17 protein-coding genes are annotated in these 19,638 nt (G+C 55.4%); 12 read left to right on the plus strand and 5 right to left on the minus strand.

The window, feature by feature from the left end:
• Positions 1–2 precede the first annotated feature (2 nt).
• The gene (nudE, locus tag ACR6JA_RS15605; protein WP_494494121.1) at positions 3–569 is read right to left on the minus strand and encodes an ADP compounds hydrolase NudE; all 567 of its coding nucleotides are present in this window, start codon (positions 567–569) and stop codon (positions 3–5) included.
• A 335-nt stretch (positions 570–904) separates the two neighbouring features.
• Between nudE and ACR6JA_RS15610 the strand changes: the two genes are divergently transcribed.
• The 4 genes from ACR6JA_RS15610 (at position 905) to hslO (ending at position 5,103) form a co-directional block, all read left to right on the plus strand.
• Positions 905–3,040, plus strand: coding sequence for an intracellular growth attenuator family protein (locus ACR6JA_RS15610; protein WP_494494122.1), 2,136 nt, complete (start codon positions 905–907; stop codon positions 3,038–3,040).
• A 74-nt stretch (positions 3,041–3,114) separates the two neighbouring features.
• A complete protein-coding gene (gene yrfG / locus ACR6JA_RS15615) occupies positions 3,115–3,786 on the plus strand; it encodes a GMP/IMP nucleotidase (protein ID WP_494494123.1) in 672 nt (223 codons plus the stop codon).
• Positions 3,787–3,795: 9 nt separating this feature from the next.
• A complete protein-coding gene (gene hslR / locus ACR6JA_RS15620; RefSeq protein WP_039298413.1) occupies positions 3,796–4,197 on the plus strand; it encodes a ribosome-associated heat shock protein Hsp15 in 402 nt (133 codons plus the stop codon).
• Positions 4,198–4,224: 27 nt separating this feature from the next.
• Positions 4,225–5,103 (plus strand): Hsp33 family molecular chaperone HslO, encoded by an 879-nt coding sequence (hslO, locus tag ACR6JA_RS15625; RefSeq protein ID WP_008457859.1) that lies wholly within the window; start codon positions 4,225–4,227, stop codon positions 5,101–5,103.
• 35 nt (positions 5,104–5,138) lie between these two features.
• Here hslO and ACR6JA_RS15630 read toward each other — a convergent pair whose 3' ends face one another.
• Complete coding sequence (locus tag ACR6JA_RS15630; protein WP_494494124.1) at positions 5,139–6,887, minus strand: DUF4153 domain-containing protein; 1,749 nt, start codon at positions 6,885–6,887, stop codon at positions 5,139–5,141.
• Between the two features lie 325 nt (positions 6,888–7,212).
• On the opposite strand from ACR6JA_RS15630, the gene pckA reads away from it, so the two are divergent.
• Positions 7,213–8,832: a phosphoenolpyruvate carboxykinase (ATP) gene (gene pckA / locus ACR6JA_RS15635; RefSeq protein WP_494494125.1), complete on the plus strand. Its 1,620-nt coding sequence runs from the start codon at positions 7,213–7,215 to the stop codon at positions 8,830–8,832.
• A 65-nt stretch (positions 8,833–8,897) separates the two neighbouring features.
• Here the strand turns inward: pckA and envZ are convergent, their stop codons facing one another.
• On the minus strand, positions 8,898–10,247 hold the full coding sequence (envZ, locus tag ACR6JA_RS15640) for a two-component system sensor histidine kinase EnvZ (protein ID WP_039288465.1): 1,350 nt from the start codon (positions 10,245–10,247) through the stop codon (positions 8,898–8,900).
• On the minus strand, positions 10,244–10,963 hold the full coding sequence (gene ompR / locus ACR6JA_RS15645; RefSeq protein WP_006177890.1) for an osmolarity response regulator transcription factor OmpR: 720 nt from the start codon (positions 10,961–10,963) through the stop codon (positions 10,244–10,246). The genes envZ and ompR overlap by 4 nt, the downstream gene beginning before the upstream one ends.
• 238 nt (positions 10,964–11,201) lie before the next feature.
• Here ompR and greB point away from each other — a divergent pair, with 238 nt between their 5' ends.
• The 5 genes from greB to feoC all read left to right on the plus strand — a co-directional run bounded on the left by greB (position 11,202) and on the right by feoC (position 17,423).
• On the plus strand, positions 11,202–11,681 hold the full coding sequence (greB, locus tag ACR6JA_RS15650; protein WP_008457871.1) for a transcription elongation factor GreB: 480 nt from the start codon (positions 11,202–11,204) through the stop codon (positions 11,679–11,681).
• A gap of 111 nt (positions 11,682–11,792) precedes the next feature.
• On the plus strand, positions 11,793–14,129 hold the full coding sequence (locus ACR6JA_RS15655; protein ID WP_494494126.1) for a Tex family protein: 2,337 nt from the start codon (positions 11,793–11,795) through the stop codon (positions 14,127–14,129).
• A gap of 451 nt (positions 14,130–14,580) precedes the next feature.
• Positions 14,581–14,805 carry a ferrous iron transporter A gene (gene feoA, locus ACR6JA_RS15660; protein ID WP_008457875.1) on the plus strand — a complete coding sequence of 75 codons (225 nt, stop codon included), beginning with the start codon at positions 14,581–14,583 and terminating at the stop codon, positions 14,803–14,805.
• 53 nt (positions 14,806–14,858) lie between these two features.
• Positions 14,859–17,177, plus strand: coding sequence for a Fe(2+) transporter permease subunit FeoB (gene feoB / locus ACR6JA_RS15665; RefSeq protein WP_494494127.1), 2,319 nt, complete (start codon positions 14,859–14,861; stop codon positions 17,175–17,177).
• A gap of 9 nt (positions 17,178–17,186) precedes the next feature.
• Positions 17,187–17,423 (plus strand): [Fe-S]-dependent transcriptional repressor FeoC, encoded by a 237-nt coding sequence (gene feoC / locus ACR6JA_RS15670; protein ID WP_494494128.1) that lies wholly within the window; start codon positions 17,187–17,189, stop codon positions 17,421–17,423.
• Positions 17,424–17,457: 34 nt separating this feature from the next.
• Here feoC and bioH read toward each other — a convergent pair whose 3' ends face one another.
• Entirely contained in the window at positions 17,458–18,243 is a 786-nt protein-coding gene (bioH, locus tag ACR6JA_RS15675) for a pimeloyl-ACP methyl ester esterase BioH (RefSeq protein ID WP_494494129.1), read from the minus strand.
• Between the two features lie 38 nt (positions 18,244–18,281).
• Between bioH and gntX the strand changes: the two genes are divergently transcribed.
• Positions 18,282–18,965 (plus strand): DNA utilization protein GntX, encoded by a 684-nt coding sequence (gene gntX, locus ACR6JA_RS15680; protein ID WP_494494130.1) that lies wholly within the window; start codon positions 18,282–18,284, stop codon positions 18,963–18,965.
• 58 nt (positions 18,966–19,023) lie between these two features.
• Positions 19,024–19,599 (plus strand): Fe-S biogenesis protein NfuA, encoded by a 576-nt coding sequence (nfuA, locus tag ACR6JA_RS15685; RefSeq protein ID WP_008457887.1) that lies wholly within the window; start codon positions 19,024–19,026, stop codon positions 19,597–19,599.
• Positions 19,600–19,638 lie beyond the last annotated feature (39 nt).

Consider the following 19,638-nt stretch of genomic DNA (forward strand, 5'->3'; position numbering starts at 1 on the left):
GGTCAGTCTTTCAGCCTGCCCTGCTGCCTTAACCATTCCCGGACAAGGAACAAAGCGCTGACGTTACGCGCCTCGCTGAAATCATCTTCATTGAGCAAATCCATCATGTTCGCCAGCGGCCACCGTACTTGCGGCAGTTCTTCCGGCTCATCTCCTTCCAGGGATTCGGGATACAGATCTTCCGCAATCACAATGTTCATTTTGCTCGAGAAATAGGACGGGGCCATCGTCAGCTTTTTCAGAAACGTTAGCTGGTTCGCGCCAAAGCCCACTTCTTCTTTCAGCTCACGGTTAGCGGCCTCAAATACCGTTTCGCCCGGGTCGATCAGCCCTTTAGAGAACCCAAGTTCATAGGATTCTGTGCCAACCGCGTATTCACGGATTAAGATCAAGTGGTCATCAACAACAGGCACTATCATTACCGCCTCGCGGGAAGACGGTTTCATGCGTTCGTAGACACGGCGAACGCCATTGCTAAATTCCAGATCCACCGTTTCGACATTAAACAGCCGCGAACGCGCCACGGTTTCGACATTTAAAATCGTTGGTTTTATTAGTGATTTGCTCATGTGGCCGGGTTCAACAGTGAAAGAGGTAAGTTATTGTGCGGTATGCCGCACATATCGTGCAACGAGCATTGGCTATTATTTACATTTTTGTAACGTTTGGCGCGCTAAAACACGTAATTTTACCCGCTGTCAAGGCAGGTACTATTGAATAGGAATTTACTTGTATTTCGGACGAAGTCGCTTTGCTAACATTGTGTTACTGTAGGCGGGTCGCCTTAAAAATAGCTCAAGTTTGCAGCTTTACCTGCCGATAATGACTTCTGACTTCTTAACCATTTGAAAGGCCGATCTTTTGCCGAGTTTGATGAAAAAGACGATTGTTTGATGGGGAAAGCATGAGCACCTTATTATTTCTGTTAGCTGCTATGCTGGCCTGCGCACTGATCGCCGGATGGCTGATTTGGCGAAGCCTGAAGCTACGTGCCCAGGTTTCGCACGATCGTTCCTTCTCCGGTGCCACCACGCGCAAACTAACCCCAGAAGAGCGCGTTGCCGTCGAAAATTACCTCGAGCGTTATTCCCGTTCCCAGGAGCTGATTGGCCCCTCCGGCGCGAGCAATCCACCGCCAAGACTCACGCTCACCGCGCAAAGCAGTACAGTTTTCTCCCTGACCCGGTCGATCACTCGCTACGGCCTCTCTGCCGATGACGCCAATAAATGGCGTTATTACCTTGATTCTGTTGAAGTTCACCTCCCGCCGCTCTGGGAACAGTACATCACCAACGATAACGACGTAGAGCTGATTCAGACGAGCAGCATCCCGCTGGTGATTTCGCTCAATGGCAATACGCTGCAAAACGATACGTTGGATGTGCAGCAGTACGCCCTGGAAGGCTACTCAGGCACTCAGGCCTCCATTCGCGGCGAAGAAAGCGAGCAAATCGAGCTGCTAAACATTCGCCAGGAAACTCAGGAAGAGTATTCCCTGAGCCGCCCCGACGGTGTGCGCGAAGCCGCGCTTATTTGCATCGCATTTATCATGCTGTTCCTGGGTCTCGTGACGCCGTCGGTGTTCCTGCCCTGGTTAATTGGCGGCGCCGTCCTGTTGATTGCCGCCGGTTTGTGGGGCCTGTTTGCCCCGCCGGCGAAAACGGCATTGCGCGAGATCCACTGCCTGCGCGGCACACCCAAACGCTGGGGACTGTTCGGCGAGTCTGACCAGGAACAGATGAACAACATCTCCCTGGGCATTATCGATCTGGTGTATCCGCCCCACTGGCAGCCTTTTGTAGCTCAGGATCTGGGGCAGAAAACCGATATTGATATCTACCTTGACCGCCATGTGGTGCGTCAGGGACGTTTCCTTTCACTCCATGATGAAGTGCGTAACTTCCCGCTACAGCACTGGGTGCGTAACCTGCTGATTGCCGCCGGCGCGCTGCTAGTCCTGCTGATGATGACTATTTGGGTGCCGCTGGAAATGCCTATCAAGCTTAGCGCCTCATGGTTGAAGGGCGCTCAGTCCATCGAAGCCACCAGCGTTGAGGAACTCGCCAAATACAAGCTGCAGGTAGGCGATACGCTGAGAGTGGATGGCACGGGGATGTGTAATATTCAAACTCCAGGCGGTTATCGCTCGCGGCAAAACTTCCCATTCACCCCCTTCGACTGCTCGCAGATCATCTGGAATACCGCCCGCCCTCTGCCCTTGCCGGAATCCGACATCATGGATAAAGCGGTCGCTCTGACCAAAGCCGTCAGCGGGCAAATTCATCCTCAGGGTGGAGAAGGTGACAGCAAAGTTAACCCACAGCTCGCGGACGCCATTCAGAAATCAGGCATGGTCCTGCTGGATGATTTTGCCGGGATTGTGAAAAAAACCCAGGCGCTGTGTACCGCAGAAGAAGAGTGCGTCCGTCTGAAGAATGCGCTAGTAAACCTGGGCAACACTAAAGACTGGGATTCCCTGATCAAGCGCGCGGATTCAGGAAAACTGACCGGAGTGAATGTCCTTCTACGGCCAGTTAGCGCCGAGTCGCTGGATAACCTGGTGGCCACCTCAACCGCACCCTTCTTTATTCGTGAAACCGCCCGCGCCGCACAGTCATTAAATAGCCCTGCCCCAGGTGGGTACATCATCATCAACGATGAAGGTGGTGATTTCGTAGACCAGCCGCTGCCGCCAATGTCGCTGTATGATTTCCCGCCTCAGGAACAATGGACCGAATTCCAGCGACTGGCGGAAATGCTGCTGCACACGCCGTTCCACGCCGAAGGGATCATTACCGGCATCTACACGGATGCCAACGGCACACAGCACGTCACCCTGCATCGGATCTCAGACACTCATAGCCTCTGGAGCTACATCGGTATTTCTCTGATGCTGATTGCGATGTTGGCCTGCGCCGCGATAAACGGCGTTCTGGCGGTGACTCGCTATCGCCGTGCCAGTACACGGCTGGCTGAAATTCAGCGCTATTATGATAGCTGCCTCAACCCCACACTGACTCCGCCTACGCCGCTGAAGTAGCCGCTACGGGTAAACTTTGCGTACCGGGTTGTGCTACCCTGGTACGCTATTTTCCCTCAATCGAGACTAAAGCTATGTCTGGTGCTATTGCCTGGCAGGACGTGGACACCCTGCTGCTGGATATGGACGGGACCCTGTTGGACCTGGCCTTTGATAACCATTTCTGGAAAAAGCTGGTGCCGGAAACCCTTAGCCTTCAGCGCGGCATTCCGTTGCAGGACGCGTATGAATTAATTTCCCGCGAATACCACGCCGTGCAGCATACGCTAAACTGGTACTGTCTCGACTACTGGAGCGAACGCCTGGGGCTGGATATCTGTGGCATGACCACCGAACAAGGGCCAAAGGCCGCGCTGCGTGAAGATACCGTGCCGTTTCTTGAAGCGGCGAAAGCCAGCGGCAAGCGCCGCATTCTGCTCACCAACGCGCACCCGCATAACCTGGCGGTGAAGCTTGAGCACACGGGTTTGAACCAGCACCTTGATTTATTACTTTCCACCCACACATTTGGTTATCCGAAAGAAGATCAGCGTTTATGGCAGGCGGTGGCTGGATATACCGGGTTCGATGTGGCCCGAACCGTCTTTATCGACGACAGCGAAGCCATTCTTGATGCAGCCGCAACGTTTGGGATTCGCTACTGCTTTGGCGTTCTCAACCCGGATTCAGGTGAAGCGGAAAAAACGTTTGAGCGCCACCCTGGCCTGAGCGATTACCGTAGCCTGATCCCATCGCTTTCTGCTTAAGGAGGCGCAATGAAAGAAAAAACCGCCGAGGGCGTACGCCTGGATAAATGGCTGTGGGCCGCACGCTTTTACAAAACCCGTGCGGTGGCGCGGGAAATGGTTGAAGGCGGGAAAGTGCACTACAACGGCCAACGCAGCAAGCCGAGTAAACTGGTTGAGCTTCATGCGGTACTCACGCTGCGCCAGGGAAACGACGAGCGCACCGTAACCGTACTGGGTATTACCGAACAGCGCAGGCCAGCCGCAGAAGCCACTCAGCTTTATGAAGAGACGGCGGAAAGCATCGCCAAACGGGAAAAAGTGGCGCTGGCGCGCAAAATGAACGCGCTGACCATGCCGCATCCCGATCGCCGCCCGGATAAAAAAGAGCGGCGAGATTTGATGAAATTTAAACACGGTGGCGAAGCGTAAATTCGCCGACCAGTAAGAGAGATGACGATGACTCAACACGACCAACTACACCGCTATCTGTTTGAAAACCACGCCGTGCGCGGCGAGCTGGTGACAGTTTCCGAAACCTGGCAGCAGATCATGGAAAACCATGATTACCCGCAGCCGGTCAAAAAAATTCTGGGCGAACTGCTGGTCGCCACCAGCCTGCTGACCGCCACGCTGAAGTTTGACGGAGATATCACCGTTCAGCTTCAGGGCGATGGCCCGATGACGCTGGCCGTGATTAACGGCAACAACAAACAGCAAATGCGCGGCGTAGCGCGTGTACAGGGTGATATCCCGGCGGATGCTGCATTAAAAGATCTGGTGGGTAACGGTTATCTGGTGATCACCATCTCCCCAAGCGAAGGCGAGCGCTATCAGGGCGTGGTCGGTCTGGAAGGGGATACGCTGGCCGCCTGCCTGGAAGATTATTTCATGCGTTCCGAGCAGCTGCCAACTCGTCTGTTTATTCGTACCGGTGAAGTAGACGGTAAAGCGGCGGCGGGCGGTATGTTGCTGCAGGTTCTGCCGGCGCAAAACGCGGAAACCGACGACTTCAACCACCTCGCGACGCTGACCGAAACCATCAAGGCCGAAGAGCTGCTGACGCTGCCAGCGAACGATGTGCTTTGGCGTCTGTATCACGAAGAAGAAGTCACGCTGTACGATCCTCAGGACGTAGAGTTCAAATGCACCTGCTCACGCGAGCGCTGTGCTGACGCGCTGCGCACGCTGCCGGATGAAGAGGTCGACAGTATTCTGGCCGAAGACGGCGAAATCGACATGAACTGTGATTACTGTGGCAGCCGCTATGTGTTTGACTCCATGGACATCACGGCGATCCGCAACAATGCCTCTCCGGCGGATCCGCAGGTTCACTAAGTTTGCAAAACGCCTCCAATCGGAGGCGTTTTTTTTCAGCGGTAATAGTCGATTTTAACCCGCTGCCCCTGCACCATTACGTCCTGCCAGACCTTCGGCGCCGCCGTCAGTTTTCCTTCAGAAGCGGCCTGCTTCAGCGCTGACATCATCTGGTTTTTATCCAGATCCCTGGCCTGACCGATATCCTTCCAGCTCCCGCCAATCTTGCCGTACACTTTGCAGTAGCTCATTTCCGGCTGGCACAGCAGCCATTCATCCTGCCCATCTCCGTTCAGATCCATCCCAACCAGCAAACACTTATCCTCATCATCCAGACACTCGCGAGCCTGGTAACTTTCATCTTTTACCATGGCCTGCCACCACGCGTTTTCCGGCACGCGATTTTTATCCGCCAGCACGATACGCTGACGCAGAGATTCAACCGTCAGCTTCGCCACAGCCACACCGCCCGCTTTGCCGTTGCTCAACAGCATCGCCAATTGCCTTCTGCGATCGGGGCTGGCGACAAACACAGGGTCTTTTTGCAGCTCGCTGAGCGCATCGTAGCCCCGCCGACCGGCGTATTGCAGCATGGTCATGCTCACCTTCTCGGGCTTCAGGATGCCGCTGTGGTAACGCGCCATTTGGTTATTAACGCTGATCCGGTAAGGGTCCAGAAGCGGGGAATTCACCGCGACCAGCAAGGCCAGCGCCAGCAAAAGCACCGCGCGGTTAATCCCTCCCGGCTGTAGAACAGTCCCCCGACGCTGGCGACCGAGCGTGACGACGTAGCCAAAAGCCCACACCAATACGGTGAAGGTTATCAGCGCCGCATATACCCTTGTTGGCGTCCAGCCGTATGACGAAACGCGCAACCAAAGCGCATAGCTTGCCAGCAAGGCATAAACCGGCGACAGCAATAACGTCAGCTTTATCGCACCATCAAGCAGAGCAGGATAAGGTCGGGTTTCTCTTTCCGGATGATAAGCCACTGCGGCAGTGCCCATCACCATCAGCGTCAGCGTGTTGAGCAGCGCATTACAGGAAAAGTGCAGTGAAATAGACCCCAGGCCAACCACCGGCAGCGTCGCCAAAAACATCAGCGAAATCAGCGATAGCAGCGGTAAAAGCCCCGTGGCAAAAACGCTGAAGAAATGTTTTACCGCGTTAATAGCCCGAACCTGGTCACGGCAAAGCGTGACCGCCAACGCCGCTGCCGTACAGGTAGCAATCCAGGCAAACGCCGACGAACTGAAAAAAAGGCGATCAAAGAAGGCGATATCCACCAGCTTAAATAACCCGGCCCAAAGCGCCAGCACGCCCCAGAAAAAGAGCACCAGCAGCCCGGTCAGCAGCAGAGTAATACCGTTCCGCCAGAGCTGGCCGTAGAATACCTGCCAGCCTCCCCAACCGCGATTCGAGTGCAGCCGCCCCTGCAGCCAGGGCAAAGTCAGAAACAGCATCACCGCCAGCGAGCAGAGATACCCCAGCACAATATCGTGCCGGTTCCAGCTTTCCAGCCCCTGAGTCGTCCAGTTCACCCAGCCGCTCATCAACGCCACAATCGGCAAAGGGAGCAACGCCAGGCCCCAAAATCGCAGGCCATTGAAACGCACGGTGATAAGCGCCAGCGTCGCCGCCAGTACTACGGACAGGGAGCGCAGATACAGGGCTTGATTATCCCCTCGCAGCCAGATACTACTCACCCTGTCTCCTTCGGTGAGGTACAGCACCACGCCTAAAAGAAACCCCACCAGCAAAATTCCCCAGCGGGTCGCCTTAGGCAACGGTTCAGACATGAACATGGTTGTCATCCCTTATTAGCTCATTTTTGACTTAGTGTAACGACCTGCTGCGACTTGCAAATGACGCTCTTGTTTCATTGCGTTGCGCATGAGAGCGCGTTCATTCACAAAGTTCTCCGTTATTATCCTAATTATTAACATATCTGCCATATTTTCCCCGAAAGCCAGCGAATTCCTGCCATACTCTGCCCCCGTTGCGGCATCCCCTGTGCATTTCCCCTGTTAAATTTAAGCAGGCGCGTAAATTTATGATAGTGGTCGCGGTTAACACCCCCTAAACAACCCTACAATATTCGGCAGTATAAATTGGCTAAGGAGCAGTGAAATGCGAGTTAAAGGCATAACCCCGCAAGATCTCAAGGCTTATGGCATTCATGACGTCAGCGAAGTCGTCTATAACCCCGATTACGACACCCTTTACCGCGAAGAGCTCGATCCTAACCTGCAGGGTTTTGAGCGCGGTGTGGTCACTAACTTAGGCGCCGTTTCCGTAGATACCGGGATCTTCACCGGCCGCTCTCCAAAAGATAAATACATCGTCCGCGATGACACCACCCGCGACACCTTATGGTGGGCAGACAACGGTAAAGGCAAAAACGATAACAAACCGCTTTCCGAAGAAACCTGGCACCAGCTCAAAGGGCTCGTCACTCATCAACTCTCGGGCAAGCGCCTGTTTATTATTGACGCTTTCTGCGGGGCCAACGCCGATACCCGCCTGTCAGTGCGTTTTATCACTGAGGTTGCTTGGCAGGCACACTTCGTGAAAAACATGTTTATTCGCCCAACGGACGAAGAGCTGGCAACGTTTGAGCCTGATTTTGTAGTGATGAATGGGGCTAAATGTACCAATCCAAACTGGAAAGAACAGGGCCTGAACTCCGAAAATTTTGTGGCGTTTAACCTGACTGAACGCATGCAGCTTATCGGCGGCACCTGGTACGGTGGCGAGATGAAGAAAGGGATGTTCTCTATCATGAACTACCTGCTGCCGCTGAAGGGCATCGCCTCCATGCACTGCTCGGCAAACGTCGGTGAAAAAGGGGATGTGGCGGTGTTCTTTGGCCTGTCCGGCACCGGTAAAACGACGCTGTCTACCGACCCGAAACGCCGCCTGATTGGCGACGATGAGCACGGCTGGGACGACGACGGTGTGTTTAACTTTGAAGGCGGCTGCTACGCGAAAACCATTCGCCTGTCAGAAGAAGCTGAGCCGGATATCTATCACGCGATTCGCCGCGATGCGCTGCTGGAAAACGTGACCGTCCGTGCCGACGGCACAATCGACTTCGACGATGCATCCAAAACGGAAAACACCCGCGTTTCTTACCCGATTTATCACATCGACAACATCGTTAAGCCGGTGTCGAAAGCGGGTCACGCCACCAAAGTCATCTTCCTGACTGCGGATGCCTTCGGCGTACTGCCACCGGTTTCCCGCCTCACCGCGAACCAGACTCAGTACCACTTCCTGTCCGGTTTTACCGCCAAACTGGCGGGTACCGAACGCGGCGTGACTGAGCCAACGCCAACCTTCTCCGCCTGCTTCGGCGCGGCGTTCCTGTCGCTGCACCCAACGCAGTATGCTGAAGTGCTGGTGAAACGCATGCAGGCATCCGGTGCCCAGGCGTACCTGGTGAATACCGGCTGGAACGGTACCGGCAAACGCATTTCGATCAAAGACACCCGCGCGATCATCGACGCTATTCTCGACGGCTCGCTGGACGACGCAGAAACCTTTACGCTGCCGATGTTTAACCTCGCCATTCCAACCTCGCTCGCGGGCGTTGATACCCACATTCTGGACCCGCGTAATACCTACGCGTCCCCGGAACAGTGGCAGGAAAAAGCTGAGCAACTGGCGAAGCTGTTTGTCGAAAACTTCGAGAAATACACCGATACTCCTGCCGGGGCGGCCCTGGTCGAAGCCGGTCCGAAGCTGTAAATCTGAAGCATTAGACGAAAAAAACGAACCCTTCGGGGTTCGTTTTTTATTGGGCCACAGGCCAGCTAGCTTTCCCGATGAGTCACCACCCGGGTTATCGGCAGCGGGAGATAAGCCCTGATTCGCAGCCCTCCCCGCTCGCTCTTCCCGAGATCCAACATCCCGTTATGGTTGTCAATGATGCGCTGCACGATGGCTAAACCCAGCCCGGTGCCGCTGGTACTGCGGGCGCTGTCGCCGCGAACAAACGGCTGGAACAGATGCTGAAGCTGGTCTGGCTCAATGCCTGGGCCATCATCTTCCACCTGGAACCAGGCGCGGTTTAACTCGCTGCCGCTGCTGACTTTGATCCAGCCATTGCCGTAGCGCGCCGCGTTCACCACCATATTCGCCACCGCACGCTTGATAGAGAGCGGATGGATATTCAGGCGGATTTCGCCGGCCTGCAGGTCGGTATCGATTTCACGCTCGTAACCGCTTTCTGCCGCAATAACTTCCCCGAGCACGCTGTTGAGATCCGCCATCTCCAGCGGCATCTCCTGCCCGGTGCGCAGGTAGTCGATAAACTGTTCGATAATCGCATTACACTCTTCGATATCTTTGTTAATCGACTCGGCCAGATAGCCATCCTCCTGCCCCATCATTTCAGTCGCCAGGCGAATACGCGTCAGCGGCGTACGCAGATCATGGCTGACACCCGCCATCAGCAGCGTACGGTCATCGGCCAACTGTTTAACGCCCGCGGCCATATGGTTAAACGCCCGCGTCACCGATCGCACTTCCGAGGCGCCATATTCGCGCAAAGGAGGAGGAATAATCCCTTTACCGACCTGCAGCGCAGCGTGCTCCAGGTCGACCAGCGGTCGGTTCTGTATTCGAATAAACAGCCATGCGCCGCCTATCGCCAACAGCATGATCGCCAGCGTGTAGCGGAACAGCGGGGAGAAATCGCCCTGATGGATTTCAGTCAGCGGAACGCGGACCCAGATATTCGGCGACAGCCAGGTCTTCAGCCAGACAACCGGGGAGCTTTTGTTCACCTCAACGCGCACTTCGGTCGGGCCGCCAAGCTGCTGCGCCATTTGCTGGCTCAGAAACTCGTAGTGCTGCGCCCAGCGCAGGCCAGCGTCTTCCGCCGCCTCGTTGGAGTAAAGTGAAATGCCCAGCTCGCGGTAAATCTCACGACGAAACGCAGGCGGCACCACAAGTTGGGTGCCGTCTTCAAGCTGCAGTTTGTCGGTCATTAGCATTCTGACTTCGTACGCTAGCACCTTATTAAACTGCTGCAGGCTCGGCAAAATCGCGAAGTTCAGAACGACAAGATAAGTCGTCACCAGGCTGACAAACAGCAAGGTGACGATCAGCAACAGCGTACGGGCAAACGAGCTTCTGGGGGAGAAGCGAACTCGCCTCATGCCTTAGCGCCGTCCGGGACAAAGACGTAGCCAAGACCCCAAACGGTCTGGATATAACGCGGATGTGCCGGGTCCTCTTCCACCATCCGACGCAGGCGGGAGATTTGCACGTCAATGGAACGCTCCATCGCGGAGTATTCACGGCCACGGGCCAGGTTCATCAGTTTATCGCGGGAAAGCGGCTCGCGCGGGTGGCTGACCAGCGCTTTCAGTACCGCAAACTCACCGCTGGTCAGCGGCATTGGCTCGTCTTCGCGGAACATTTCACGAGTGCCTAGATTCAGCTTGAACTTACCGAAAGCGATAACTGCTTCTTCCTGAGAAGGCGCACCCGGCAGTTCGTTCGCCTGACGGCGCAGGACCGCACGAATACGGGCCAGCAGTTCGCGCGGGTTAAACGGCTTAGGGATATAGTCATCAGCGCCGATTTCCAGGCCGACGATACGGTCAACTTCTTCGCCTTTCGCGGTCACCATGATGATCGGCATTGGGTTACTCTGGCTACGCAGACGGCGGCAGATAGAAAGACCATCCTCACCCGGCAGCATGAGATCCAGCACCATCAGGTGGAAGGATTCACGGGTCAGCAGGCGATCCATTTGTTCGGCGTTAGCGACGCTGCGAACCTGGAAGCCCTGCTCGGTGAGATAACGCTCTAACAGCGCGCGCAGACGCATGTCGTCATCGACCACCAGAATTTTATAGTTCTCTTGCATCGTTTGTACTCCCAAAGGCTCGAACAGTTGAGTGTGTATTCTTAAAAAACTGCGCTAATACAACCAGTCAATTCTGGTATACATTCTAGTCGAAATTGTTACAAAGCATATTAAACAGTCGGTTATCAACGTTTTAAATCAAAATTTGGTGACTTGCTTCCCAAAATGCACCGGTTGCATTCCTTATTGAGCATCGGTTTAAATCACACTCTGATTTTACAGGCTGTAGGGCAGAAAGATGAAAACGCCGTTAATCACCCGTGAAGGCTACGAAAAGCTCAAAAAAGAGCTGGATTATCTGTGGCGTGAAGAGCGCCCCGAAGTGACCAAGAAAGTGACCTGGGCCGCCAGCCTCGGCGATCGCAGCGAAAACGCCGACTATCAGTACAACAAAAAACGCCTGCGTGAAATTGACCGCCGGGTTCGCTACATCACCAAATCTCTGGAGCGCCTGAAAATCGTCGATTACTCACCGCAGCAGGAAGGCAAAGTCTTCTTCGGCGCGTGGGTCGAAATTGAAAACGACGACGGCGACATGCTGCGTTTTCGCATCGTCGGTTACGACGAGATTTTTGGCCGCAAGGACTACATTTCTATTGATTCGCCGATGGCGCGCGCGCTGCTCAAAAAAGAAGTGGGCGATTTAGCCGTGGTGCAAACGCCGGCGGGAGAAGCACAGTGGTACGTCAATGAAATTGAGTACCCTAAACCCGAGTAACGTGCGCAGAACTGTCTGAAACCCAATATCCGTGGGTCGTCGGCTGGCATTTTCGCGCCCCGATCCGTATAACTGTTTGCTGAATTTTCCGTACTACACAGATGAAAAGCCATGATGAATGATTCGCTTTGCCGCATTATTGCGGGTGAGCTTCAGGCCAGAAACGAACAGGTAGAAGCCGCCGTTCGCCTGCTGGATGAAGGGAATACCGTGCCGTTTATTGCACGTTATCGTAAGGAAGTCACCGGCGGTCTGGATGACACGCAACTGCGTCAACTGGAGACTCGTCTTAGCTACCTGCGCGAGCTGGAAGAGCGCCGTCAGTCCATCCTCAAGTCTATTGCCGAGCAGGGTAAACTGAGCGAGGAACTTTCCGGTGCCATCAACGGCACGCTGAGCAAAACCGAACTCGAAGACCTTTACCTGCCGTATAAACCCAAGCGCCGTACCCGCGGGCAAATCGCCATCGAAGCCGGCCTTGAGCCGCTGGCGGATTTGTTGTGGAACGAACCTTCACACGACCCGGAGCAGGAAGCCGCTCGCTTTGTGGATGCCGACAAAGGCGTCGCCGACACCAAAGCCGCGCTGGACGGCGCACGCTACATCCTGATGGAACGCTTCGCCGAAGATGCCGCTCTGCTGGCAAAAGTGCGCGACTATTTGTGGAAAAATGCGCATCTGGTTTCCGCCGTGGTAAGCGGTAAAGAGGAAGAAGGCGCGAAATTCCGCGACTACTTCGCCCACCACGAAGCCATTGCCACCGTTCCCTCTCACCGCGCGCTGGCGATGTTCCGCGGGCGTAACGAAGGTATTTTACAGCTGTCGCTGAATGCCGACCCGCAGTTTGATGAGCCGCCGCGCGAGAGCTACTGCGAGCAGTTGATCATCTCTCACCTGAATCTGCGCCTGAACAATGCCCCGGCCGACAGCTGGCGTAAGGCCGTGGTGAGCTGGACCTGGCGCATCAAGGTGTTAATGCACCTTGAAACCGAGCTGATGGGCACCGTGCGCGAACGCGCCGAAGATGAAGCCATCAACGTTTTCGCCCGCAACCTTCACGATCTGCTGATGGCGGCCCCGGCTGGCCTGCGCGCCACCATGGGCCTCGATCCGGGCCTGCGTACCGGCGTAAAAGTCGCGGTGGTTGACGCCACCGGCAAGCTGGTAGCGACCGATACTATTTATCCGCATACCGGTCAGGCTGCGAAAGCCGCCGTGGCCGTGGCTGCCCTTTGTGAAAAACATAACGTCGAGCTGGTCGCTATCGGCAACGGTACCGCATCCCGTGAAACCGAGCGCTTCTTCCTGGATGTGCAAAAACAGTTCCCGAAAGTCACCGCCCAGAAGGTGATCGTCAGTGAGGCTGGCGCTTCCGTTTACTCCGCTTCCGAGCTGGCGGCGCTGGAATTCCCGGATTTGGACGTGTCTATTCGCGGCGCGGTCTCGATTGCCCGCCGTCTGCAGGATCCGCTGGCCGAGCTGGTGAAAATCGACCCGAAATCTATCGGCGTGGGCCAGTACCAGCACGATGTCAGCCAGACTCAGCTGGCGAAAAAACTGGATGCGGTCGTCGAAGACTGCGTGAACGCCGTTGGTGTAGATCTCAACACCGCTTCCGTGCCGCTGCTGACCCGCGTGGCTGGCCTGACCCGCATGATGGCGCAGAACATCGTCAACTGGCGCGACGAAAATGGCCGCTTCCAGAACCGCCAGCAGCTGCTGAAAGTCAGCCGCCTGGGACCAAAAGCTTTTGAGCAGTGTGCGGGCTTCCTGCGTATCAACCACGGCGATAACCCGCTGGATGCCTCTACCGTACACCCGGAAGCCTATCCGGTGGTCGAACGTATTCTGGCCGCCACTCAGCAGGCACTGCAGGACCTGATGGGCAACAGCAGTGAATTACGCGATCTGAAAGCCAGCCAGTTTACCGATGAGCGTTTCGGTGTCCCTACCGTGACGGACATTATCAAAGAGCTGGAAAAACCGGGCCGCGACCCGCGCCCTGAGTTTAAGACCGCACAGTTTGCCGAAGGTGTGGAAACCATGAACGACCTGACACCGGGCATGGTGCTGGAAGGCGCGGTGACCAACGTCACTAACTTCGGCGCATTTGTCGACATCGGCGTGCATCAGGACGGCCTGGTGCATATCTCGTCCCTGTCGGACAAATTCATCGACGATCCGCACAAAGTGGTGAAAGCGGGCGATATCGTTAAAGTCAAAGTCCTGGAAGTGGACCTGCAGCGGAAACGCATCGCCCTGACCATGCGCCTTGATGAACAGCCTGGCGAAGGTGGCAGCCGTCGCGGTAATGGGGGTAGCAACGCACCTCGCGAGCAAAAAGGCAGGCCAACAGCACAACAAAAACCGCGCGGGCGCGAAAACGCCGCCGGTGGGAATAGCGCGATGATGGATGCGCTGGCCGCTGCGATGGGCAAGAAGCGTTAATTGTCTGACCTCTCCCTTCGGGGAGAGGTCTTATTTTTTCCATCGCCGACAATAAGCAGAAAAATAACGTACTCTTGATCTAAATCAATTTTCAATATCTACCCCGCCATGAAACCAGCAATTATCATCCCTGTAACATCGGCAATAACGAAATAACATTCATCGTTCACTAAAGAGAAGCCATTACTCTATTTTTCATGCAATTAAGAAACCACTTTCTTCCGCTCGTTAAAAGCACCCCCACTAAATCAGCCAGAAAAATACCTATTTTGGTTAAATTCACTCAGAAAAATAAATATTGTCGACAGTAACCATTCTCATTATCATTGCATTGAACGATATTTCTTCTCTTTCTTCCGATAGCTTAATTCGTTTTTATTACACGCATCACTCGTGAATAAAACGATCATTCAGTCAGCGTCAATGCAGAGCCCAGCTCTAAGTAGGTCTTATGCAATTCATACCGAATAGCGCGTGGAAAATTACCGGCTTCGCCAGTGAAATAAGTCCGGCTTATCGCCAAAAATTATTGTCTCTCGGCATGCTGCCGGGCTCCTCATTCAACGTCGTCCGCGTGGCACCTCTCGGCGACCCTATTCATATCGAAACGCGCCGCGTAAGCCTGGTGCTGCGCAAAAAAGATCTCGCGCTGGTCAATATCGAAGCCGTGGCGTAACGGCGGGGAAACGTTGGCGTTATTTTGCACATTCAACGAAGTTCACGAATAAAATGAAAAACTTAATCATAGGTTTAATCGGCAATCCTAACTCGGGTAAAACCACGTTATTTAATCAGTTGACGGGTGCCCGTCAGCGCGTGGGGAACTGGGCGGGTGTCACCGTAGAACGCAAAGAAGGTCAGTTTTCCACCCTTGAGCACCAGGTCACGCTGGTTGATTTACCCGGCACCTACTCACTCACCACCATTTCGTCACAAACTTCGCTTGATGAGCAAATCGCCTGCCACTACATCCTGAGCGGCGATGCGGATCTGTTAATCAACGTAGTGGATGCTTCTAACCTTGAGCGGAACCTCTACCTGACGCTCCAGTTACTCGAGCTGGGCATCCCGTGCGTGGTGGCGCTCAATATGTTGGATATTGCCGAAAAACAGGCGATTCGCATCGACATCGACGCGCTGGCCGCCCGTCTCGGCTGCCCCGTCGTGCCGCTGGTGTCTACTCGCGGGCGCGGTATTGAAAGCCTGAAACTCGCCATTGACCGCAAGCAGCCCAACGAGAAAAACGAGCTGGTGCACTATCCGCAGATTTTGCTGCAAGAGGCAAAAAAGCTGGCCGAGGATATGCCGCAGGAAATGCCGGTGACGCAGCGCCGTTGGCTGGCGCTGCAGATGCTGGAAGGGGATATCTACAGCCTCGCGTATGCGGGAAATGCCACAGACAAACTTGACTCGGCGCGCGCGCGCCTGGCGGAGACCGTTGACGATCCCGCGCTGCTGATCGCAGATGCTCGTTACCAAAGCATCGCTTCCATCTGCGACGCGGTTAGCAATAGCCTGACTGCCGAGCCCAACCGGCTGACGGTGGCGATGGATAAAATCATCCTCAATCGTTACCTCGGCCTGCCGATCTTCATGCTGGTAATGTATCTGATGTTCCTGCTGGCGATTAACATCGGCGGCGCGCTGCAGCCTATTTTTGATGGCGGCTCGGTGGCGATATTCATTCACGGCATCCAGTGGCTCGGTTATACGCTGCACTTCCCGGAATGGCTGACGATTTTCCTGGCCCAGGGGATCGGCGGCGGGATCAATACCGTGCTGCCGCTGGTGCCGCAAATCGGCATGATGTACCTGTTCCTTTCCTTCCTCGAAGATTCCGGCTATATGGCGCGCGCAGCCTTCGTGATGGATCGCCTGATGCAGTCGCTGGGTTTACCGGGTAAATCCTTTGTGCCGCTGATTGTCGGCTTCGGCTGTAACGTGCCTTCGGTCATGGGTGCCCGTACCCTCGATGCGCCGCGCGAAAGGCTGATGACCATCATGATGGCGCCGTTTATGTCCTGCGGTGCGCGCCTGGCGATTTTCGCGGTGTTTGCCGCCGCATTCTTCGGTCAGCAGGGCGCGCTGGTGGTGTTCTCGCTTTATATTCTCGGCATTGTCATGGCTATTCTCACCGGCCTGATGCTGAAGCACACCATCATGCGTGGCGAAGCTTCGCCGTTTGTCATGGAGCTGCCGGTTTACCACGTCCCTCACCTCAAGAGCCTGATTTTACAAACCTGGCAGCGCCTGAAAGGCTTCGTGCTTCGCGCCGGGAAGGTCATCGTGATCGTCAGTATTTTCATCGGCGCTCTGAACAGCTTCTCCTTTAGCGGCAAGCCAGTAGATAGCATCAATGATTCCGCCCTTGCCTCCGTCAGCCGTGTGTTGACGCCGCTGCTGAAGCCAATCGGTGTCCATGATGACAACTGGCAGGCCACCGTCGGGCTTTTTACCGGCGCGATGGCCAAAGAAGTGGTAGTCGGCACGCTGAATACCCTCTATACCGCCGAAGATATCCATAATGAAGAGTTTGATGCCGCAAGCTTTAATTTGCTTGATGAGCTGGGCGCCGCCGCCGATGAAACCTGGCAGGGGCTGAAAAACACCTTCAGCCTGAGCGTGCTGGCGAACCCGATTGAGGCAAGCAAAGGCGACGGTGAAATGTCCTCCGGGCCGATGGGCGTGATGAGCACGAAATTCGGCAGCGAAGCCGCTGCCTACAGCTATCTGATTTTCGTTCTGCTCTATATTCCGTGCATCTCGGTGATGGGGGCCATCGCTCGTGAATCGAGCCGGGGCTGGATGACGTTTTCCGTGCTGTGGGGGCTGAACATTGCGTATTCGCTCTCCACGCTTTACTACCAGAGCGTCACCTTCAGCGAGCATCCGCAGTTCAGCCTGGTTTGCATCCTGGCGGTGGTATTGTTCAACGTCCTGCTGCTTGGCGGGCTGCGCCGAGCAAGAAGTCGCGTGGATGTATCGCTGCTCGCCACCAGAAAAACGCCGTCGTCCTGCTGCCAAAGCAGCACCGGCGACTGTCACTAAGGAGCGATGATGGCAAGCCTGATTGATATCCGTAACGCCCTGGCGCTTCAGGGCCGCCTGGAAGCGAAGCAGATAAGCCAGCAGCTTGCCACGCCTCTGCCGCTGGTAGCCGCCATGCTCGATCGATTGGAAGCGATGGGCAAAGCCATACGCATCAGCGAAGATCCGAGCAGTTGCCTGACGGGAAGCTGCAAAAGCTGCCCAGAAGGGAAAAAGTGCGCCCGGGAACTTTGGGCACTGAGTTAAGTTAATCTGATGAAAGGCGGGCTACCCCGCCTTTTTACTGCCCGTCAGCTAAGCCGTTGTTGCCCCAGGCCAGCAGCGCCTGGCAGAATTCAGCCGGATGAGAGATAAACGGCGCGTGGGCGGCCTTGTCGAAGATAACCGAGCTGGACTGCGGCCACAGGGCGTCCAGCAGGGGAACCACTTTCCGTGGCACAAGCCCGTCCAGTCGTCCATACAGACGTAAATGCGGTATTGCAGAATGCGAAAGCTCCTGGCGCAGATCGGCGGTTCTCAGGATCTCAAGCCCGCCATTAAGCACGGCCACGTCCGGCATCGGCTGTTCCAGAACAACGGTTTTCAGCAGGCGAGCATCCTGCCGCGCGGTTTCTGTGCCCAGGGTTTGCAACGCCAGAAAGCGCTCCACGGTACGCTGAAAATCTTCGCTTAGCTGCTGCTGGAACCCGGCCAGCACGTCCGGTTTAATGCCCGGCCAGTCTTCTGCGGCGGTAAAACTGGGTGAGGAAGCCACCGTCACCAACGCGTTCACACGCTCAGGCCTGGCGAGCGCAGCCTGGCTTGCTACCAGCCCACCGAGGCTCCAGCCAAGCCATGCGGCACATTCAGGCGCTTTAGCCAGCACAATGTCGGCCATTTCCTCCAGCGTTAGCGCACCAAACCCCTTGCTCCGGCCATACCCCGGTAAGTCGACCAGATGCAGTCGAAATTGCGAGCCGAGTTCGGATTCTATGTTGTGCCAAACCTCCGCATTCAGTCCCCATCCGTGCAGCAGCACAAGATCGCTTTTTCCTTCACCTTTTGTTTGCCACCACAGCTCACTCATCAGTTACCGTTCTCATTTTCATCAGCAAGGAGAACGCTATGCTAGCAATCCCTGGCCGCTGTTGGCTATGCCGGTTACCGCTTGCCCGTCCGACATGGGGCATTTGCTCATGCTGCACCGCTTCGCTGCTTCAGCCCCTGGCCTGCTGTTTACAGTGTGGTTTACCGGCGCTGAGCGGGCATTTGCCCTGCGGACGCTGTCTGCAAAGAGCGCCTGAGTGGGACGCAATGGCCTATGTGACAGACTACCTGCCGCCGTTAAGCACGCTAATTCATCACCTGAAATTTACCGGAACGACCTCGCTTGCGCCGGCCTTAGCCCGCCTTCTGCTACTGCGTATTCTGGCAGCCAGGCGAGAGGGCAGGCTTCATTTGCCTGATGCTATTTTGAGTGTGCCGCTGCACCGTACCCGAGCGTGGCGGCGCGGCTATAACCAAAGCGCACTAATTGCTACCCCACTCTCACACTGGCTGGGTCTGGAGCATTATCCCTATGTAATCAAACGAATACGCTCCTCACCAGCCCAACATACGTTAACGGCAAAAGAACGAAAGAGGAATTTGAAAGGCATCTTTAGGGTTGAAATTCCCGTTGCGGGTCGCCATATGGCGATTGTGGATGATGTCGTGACGACGGGTAGTACTGTTGCGGAGATAGCGCGATTGCTGAAAAGGCAGGGCGCGGCGACTGTCCAGGTATGGTGCCTGTGTCGAACCTTGTAGACCCTCGATGATGGGCGTATTATAACCGACTAAAATAGTCAACTATTGAGCAATCGTTATGATCCGTATTTCCGATGCTGCACAATCCCACTTTGCCAAGTTGCTGGCAAATCAGGAAGAAGGGACGCAAATCCGCGTATTCGTAATCAATCCTGGCACCCCCAATGCGGAGTGTGGTGTGTCTTATTGTCCGCCGGATGCGGTTGAAGCGACCGACACGGCGCTGCCGTTCGAGCAGCTAACGGCTTATGTCGATGAGCTGAGCGCGCCTTATCTGGAAGATGCTGAAATCGACTTCGTCACCGACCAGCTCGGTTCCCAGCTGACGCTGAAAGCCCCTAACGCAAAAATGCGTAAGGTGTCTGACGACGCGCCGCTGATGGAGCGCGTTGAGTATATGCTGCAGGCGACCGTTAACCCACAGCTGGCGGGCCACGGTGGTCGCGTCACGCTGATGGAAATTACCGACGAAGGCTATGCCATTCTGCAGTTTGGCGGCGGCTGTAACGGCTGTTCTATGGTGGATGTGACGCTGAAAGAAGGGATTGAGAAACAGCTTCTGGCTGAGTTCCCTGAACTGAAAGGCGTACGTGACCTGACCGAACACCAGCGCGGTGAGCACTCTTACTATTAATTAGATAAGCCCCTCACCCCGACCCTCTCCCCAAAGGGG

This window comes from Cedecea sp. B1(4) (genome assembly GCF_059414925.1).

Coding starts and splice junctions, on each gene's coding strand:
- nudE (WP_494494121.1), bottom strand. CDS start 569: ATGAGCAAATCACTAATAAAACCAACGATTTTAAATGTCGAAACCGTG.
- ACR6JA_RS15610 (WP_494494122.1), top strand. CDS start 905: ATGAGCACCTTATTATTTCTGTTAGCTGCTATGCTGGCCTGCGCACTG.
- yrfG (WP_494494123.1), top strand. CDS start 3,115: ATGTCTGGTGCTATTGCCTGGCAGGACGTGGACACCCTGCTGCTGGAT.
- hslR (WP_039298413.1), top strand. CDS start 3,796: ATGAAAGAAAAAACCGCCGAGGGCGTACGCCTGGATAAATGGCTGTGG.
- hslO (WP_008457859.1), top strand. CDS start 4,225: ATGACTCAACACGACCAACTACACCGCTATCTGTTTGAAAACCACGCC.
- ACR6JA_RS15630 (WP_494494124.1), bottom strand. CDS start 6,887: ATGTTCATGTCTGAACCGTTGCCTAAGGCGACCCGCTGGGGAATTTTG.
- pckA (WP_494494125.1), top strand. CDS start 7,213: ATGCGAGTTAAAGGCATAACCCCGCAAGATCTCAAGGCTTATGGCATT.
- envZ (WP_039288465.1), bottom strand. CDS start 10,247: ATGAGGCGAGTTCGCTTCTCCCCCAGAAGCTCGTTTGCCCGTACGCTG.
- ompR (WP_006177890.1), bottom strand. CDS start 10,963: ATGCAAGAGAACTATAAAATTCTGGTGGTCGATGACGACATGCGTCTG.
- greB (WP_008457871.1), top strand. CDS start 11,202: ATGAAAACGCCGTTAATCACCCGTGAAGGCTACGAAAAGCTCAAAAAA.
- ACR6JA_RS15655 (WP_494494126.1), top strand. CDS start 11,793: ATGATGAATGATTCGCTTTGCCGCATTATTGCGGGTGAGCTTCAGGCC.
- feoA (WP_008457875.1), top strand. CDS start 14,581: ATGCAATTCATACCGAATAGCGCGTGGAAAATTACCGGCTTCGCCAGT.
- feoB (WP_494494127.1), top strand. CDS start 14,859: ATGAAAAACTTAATCATAGGTTTAATCGGCAATCCTAACTCGGGTAAA.
- feoC (WP_494494128.1), top strand. CDS start 17,187: ATGGCAAGCCTGATTGATATCCGTAACGCCCTGGCGCTTCAGGGCCGC.
- bioH (WP_494494129.1), bottom strand. CDS start 18,243: ATGAGTGAGCTGTGGTGGCAAACAAAAGGTGAAGGAAAAAGCGATCTT.
- gntX (WP_494494130.1), top strand. CDS start 18,282: ATGCTAGCAATCCCTGGCCGCTGTTGGCTATGCCGGTTACCGCTTGCC.
- nfuA (WP_008457887.1), top strand. CDS start 19,024: ATGATCCGTATTTCCGATGCTGCACAATCCCACTTTGCCAAGTTGCTG.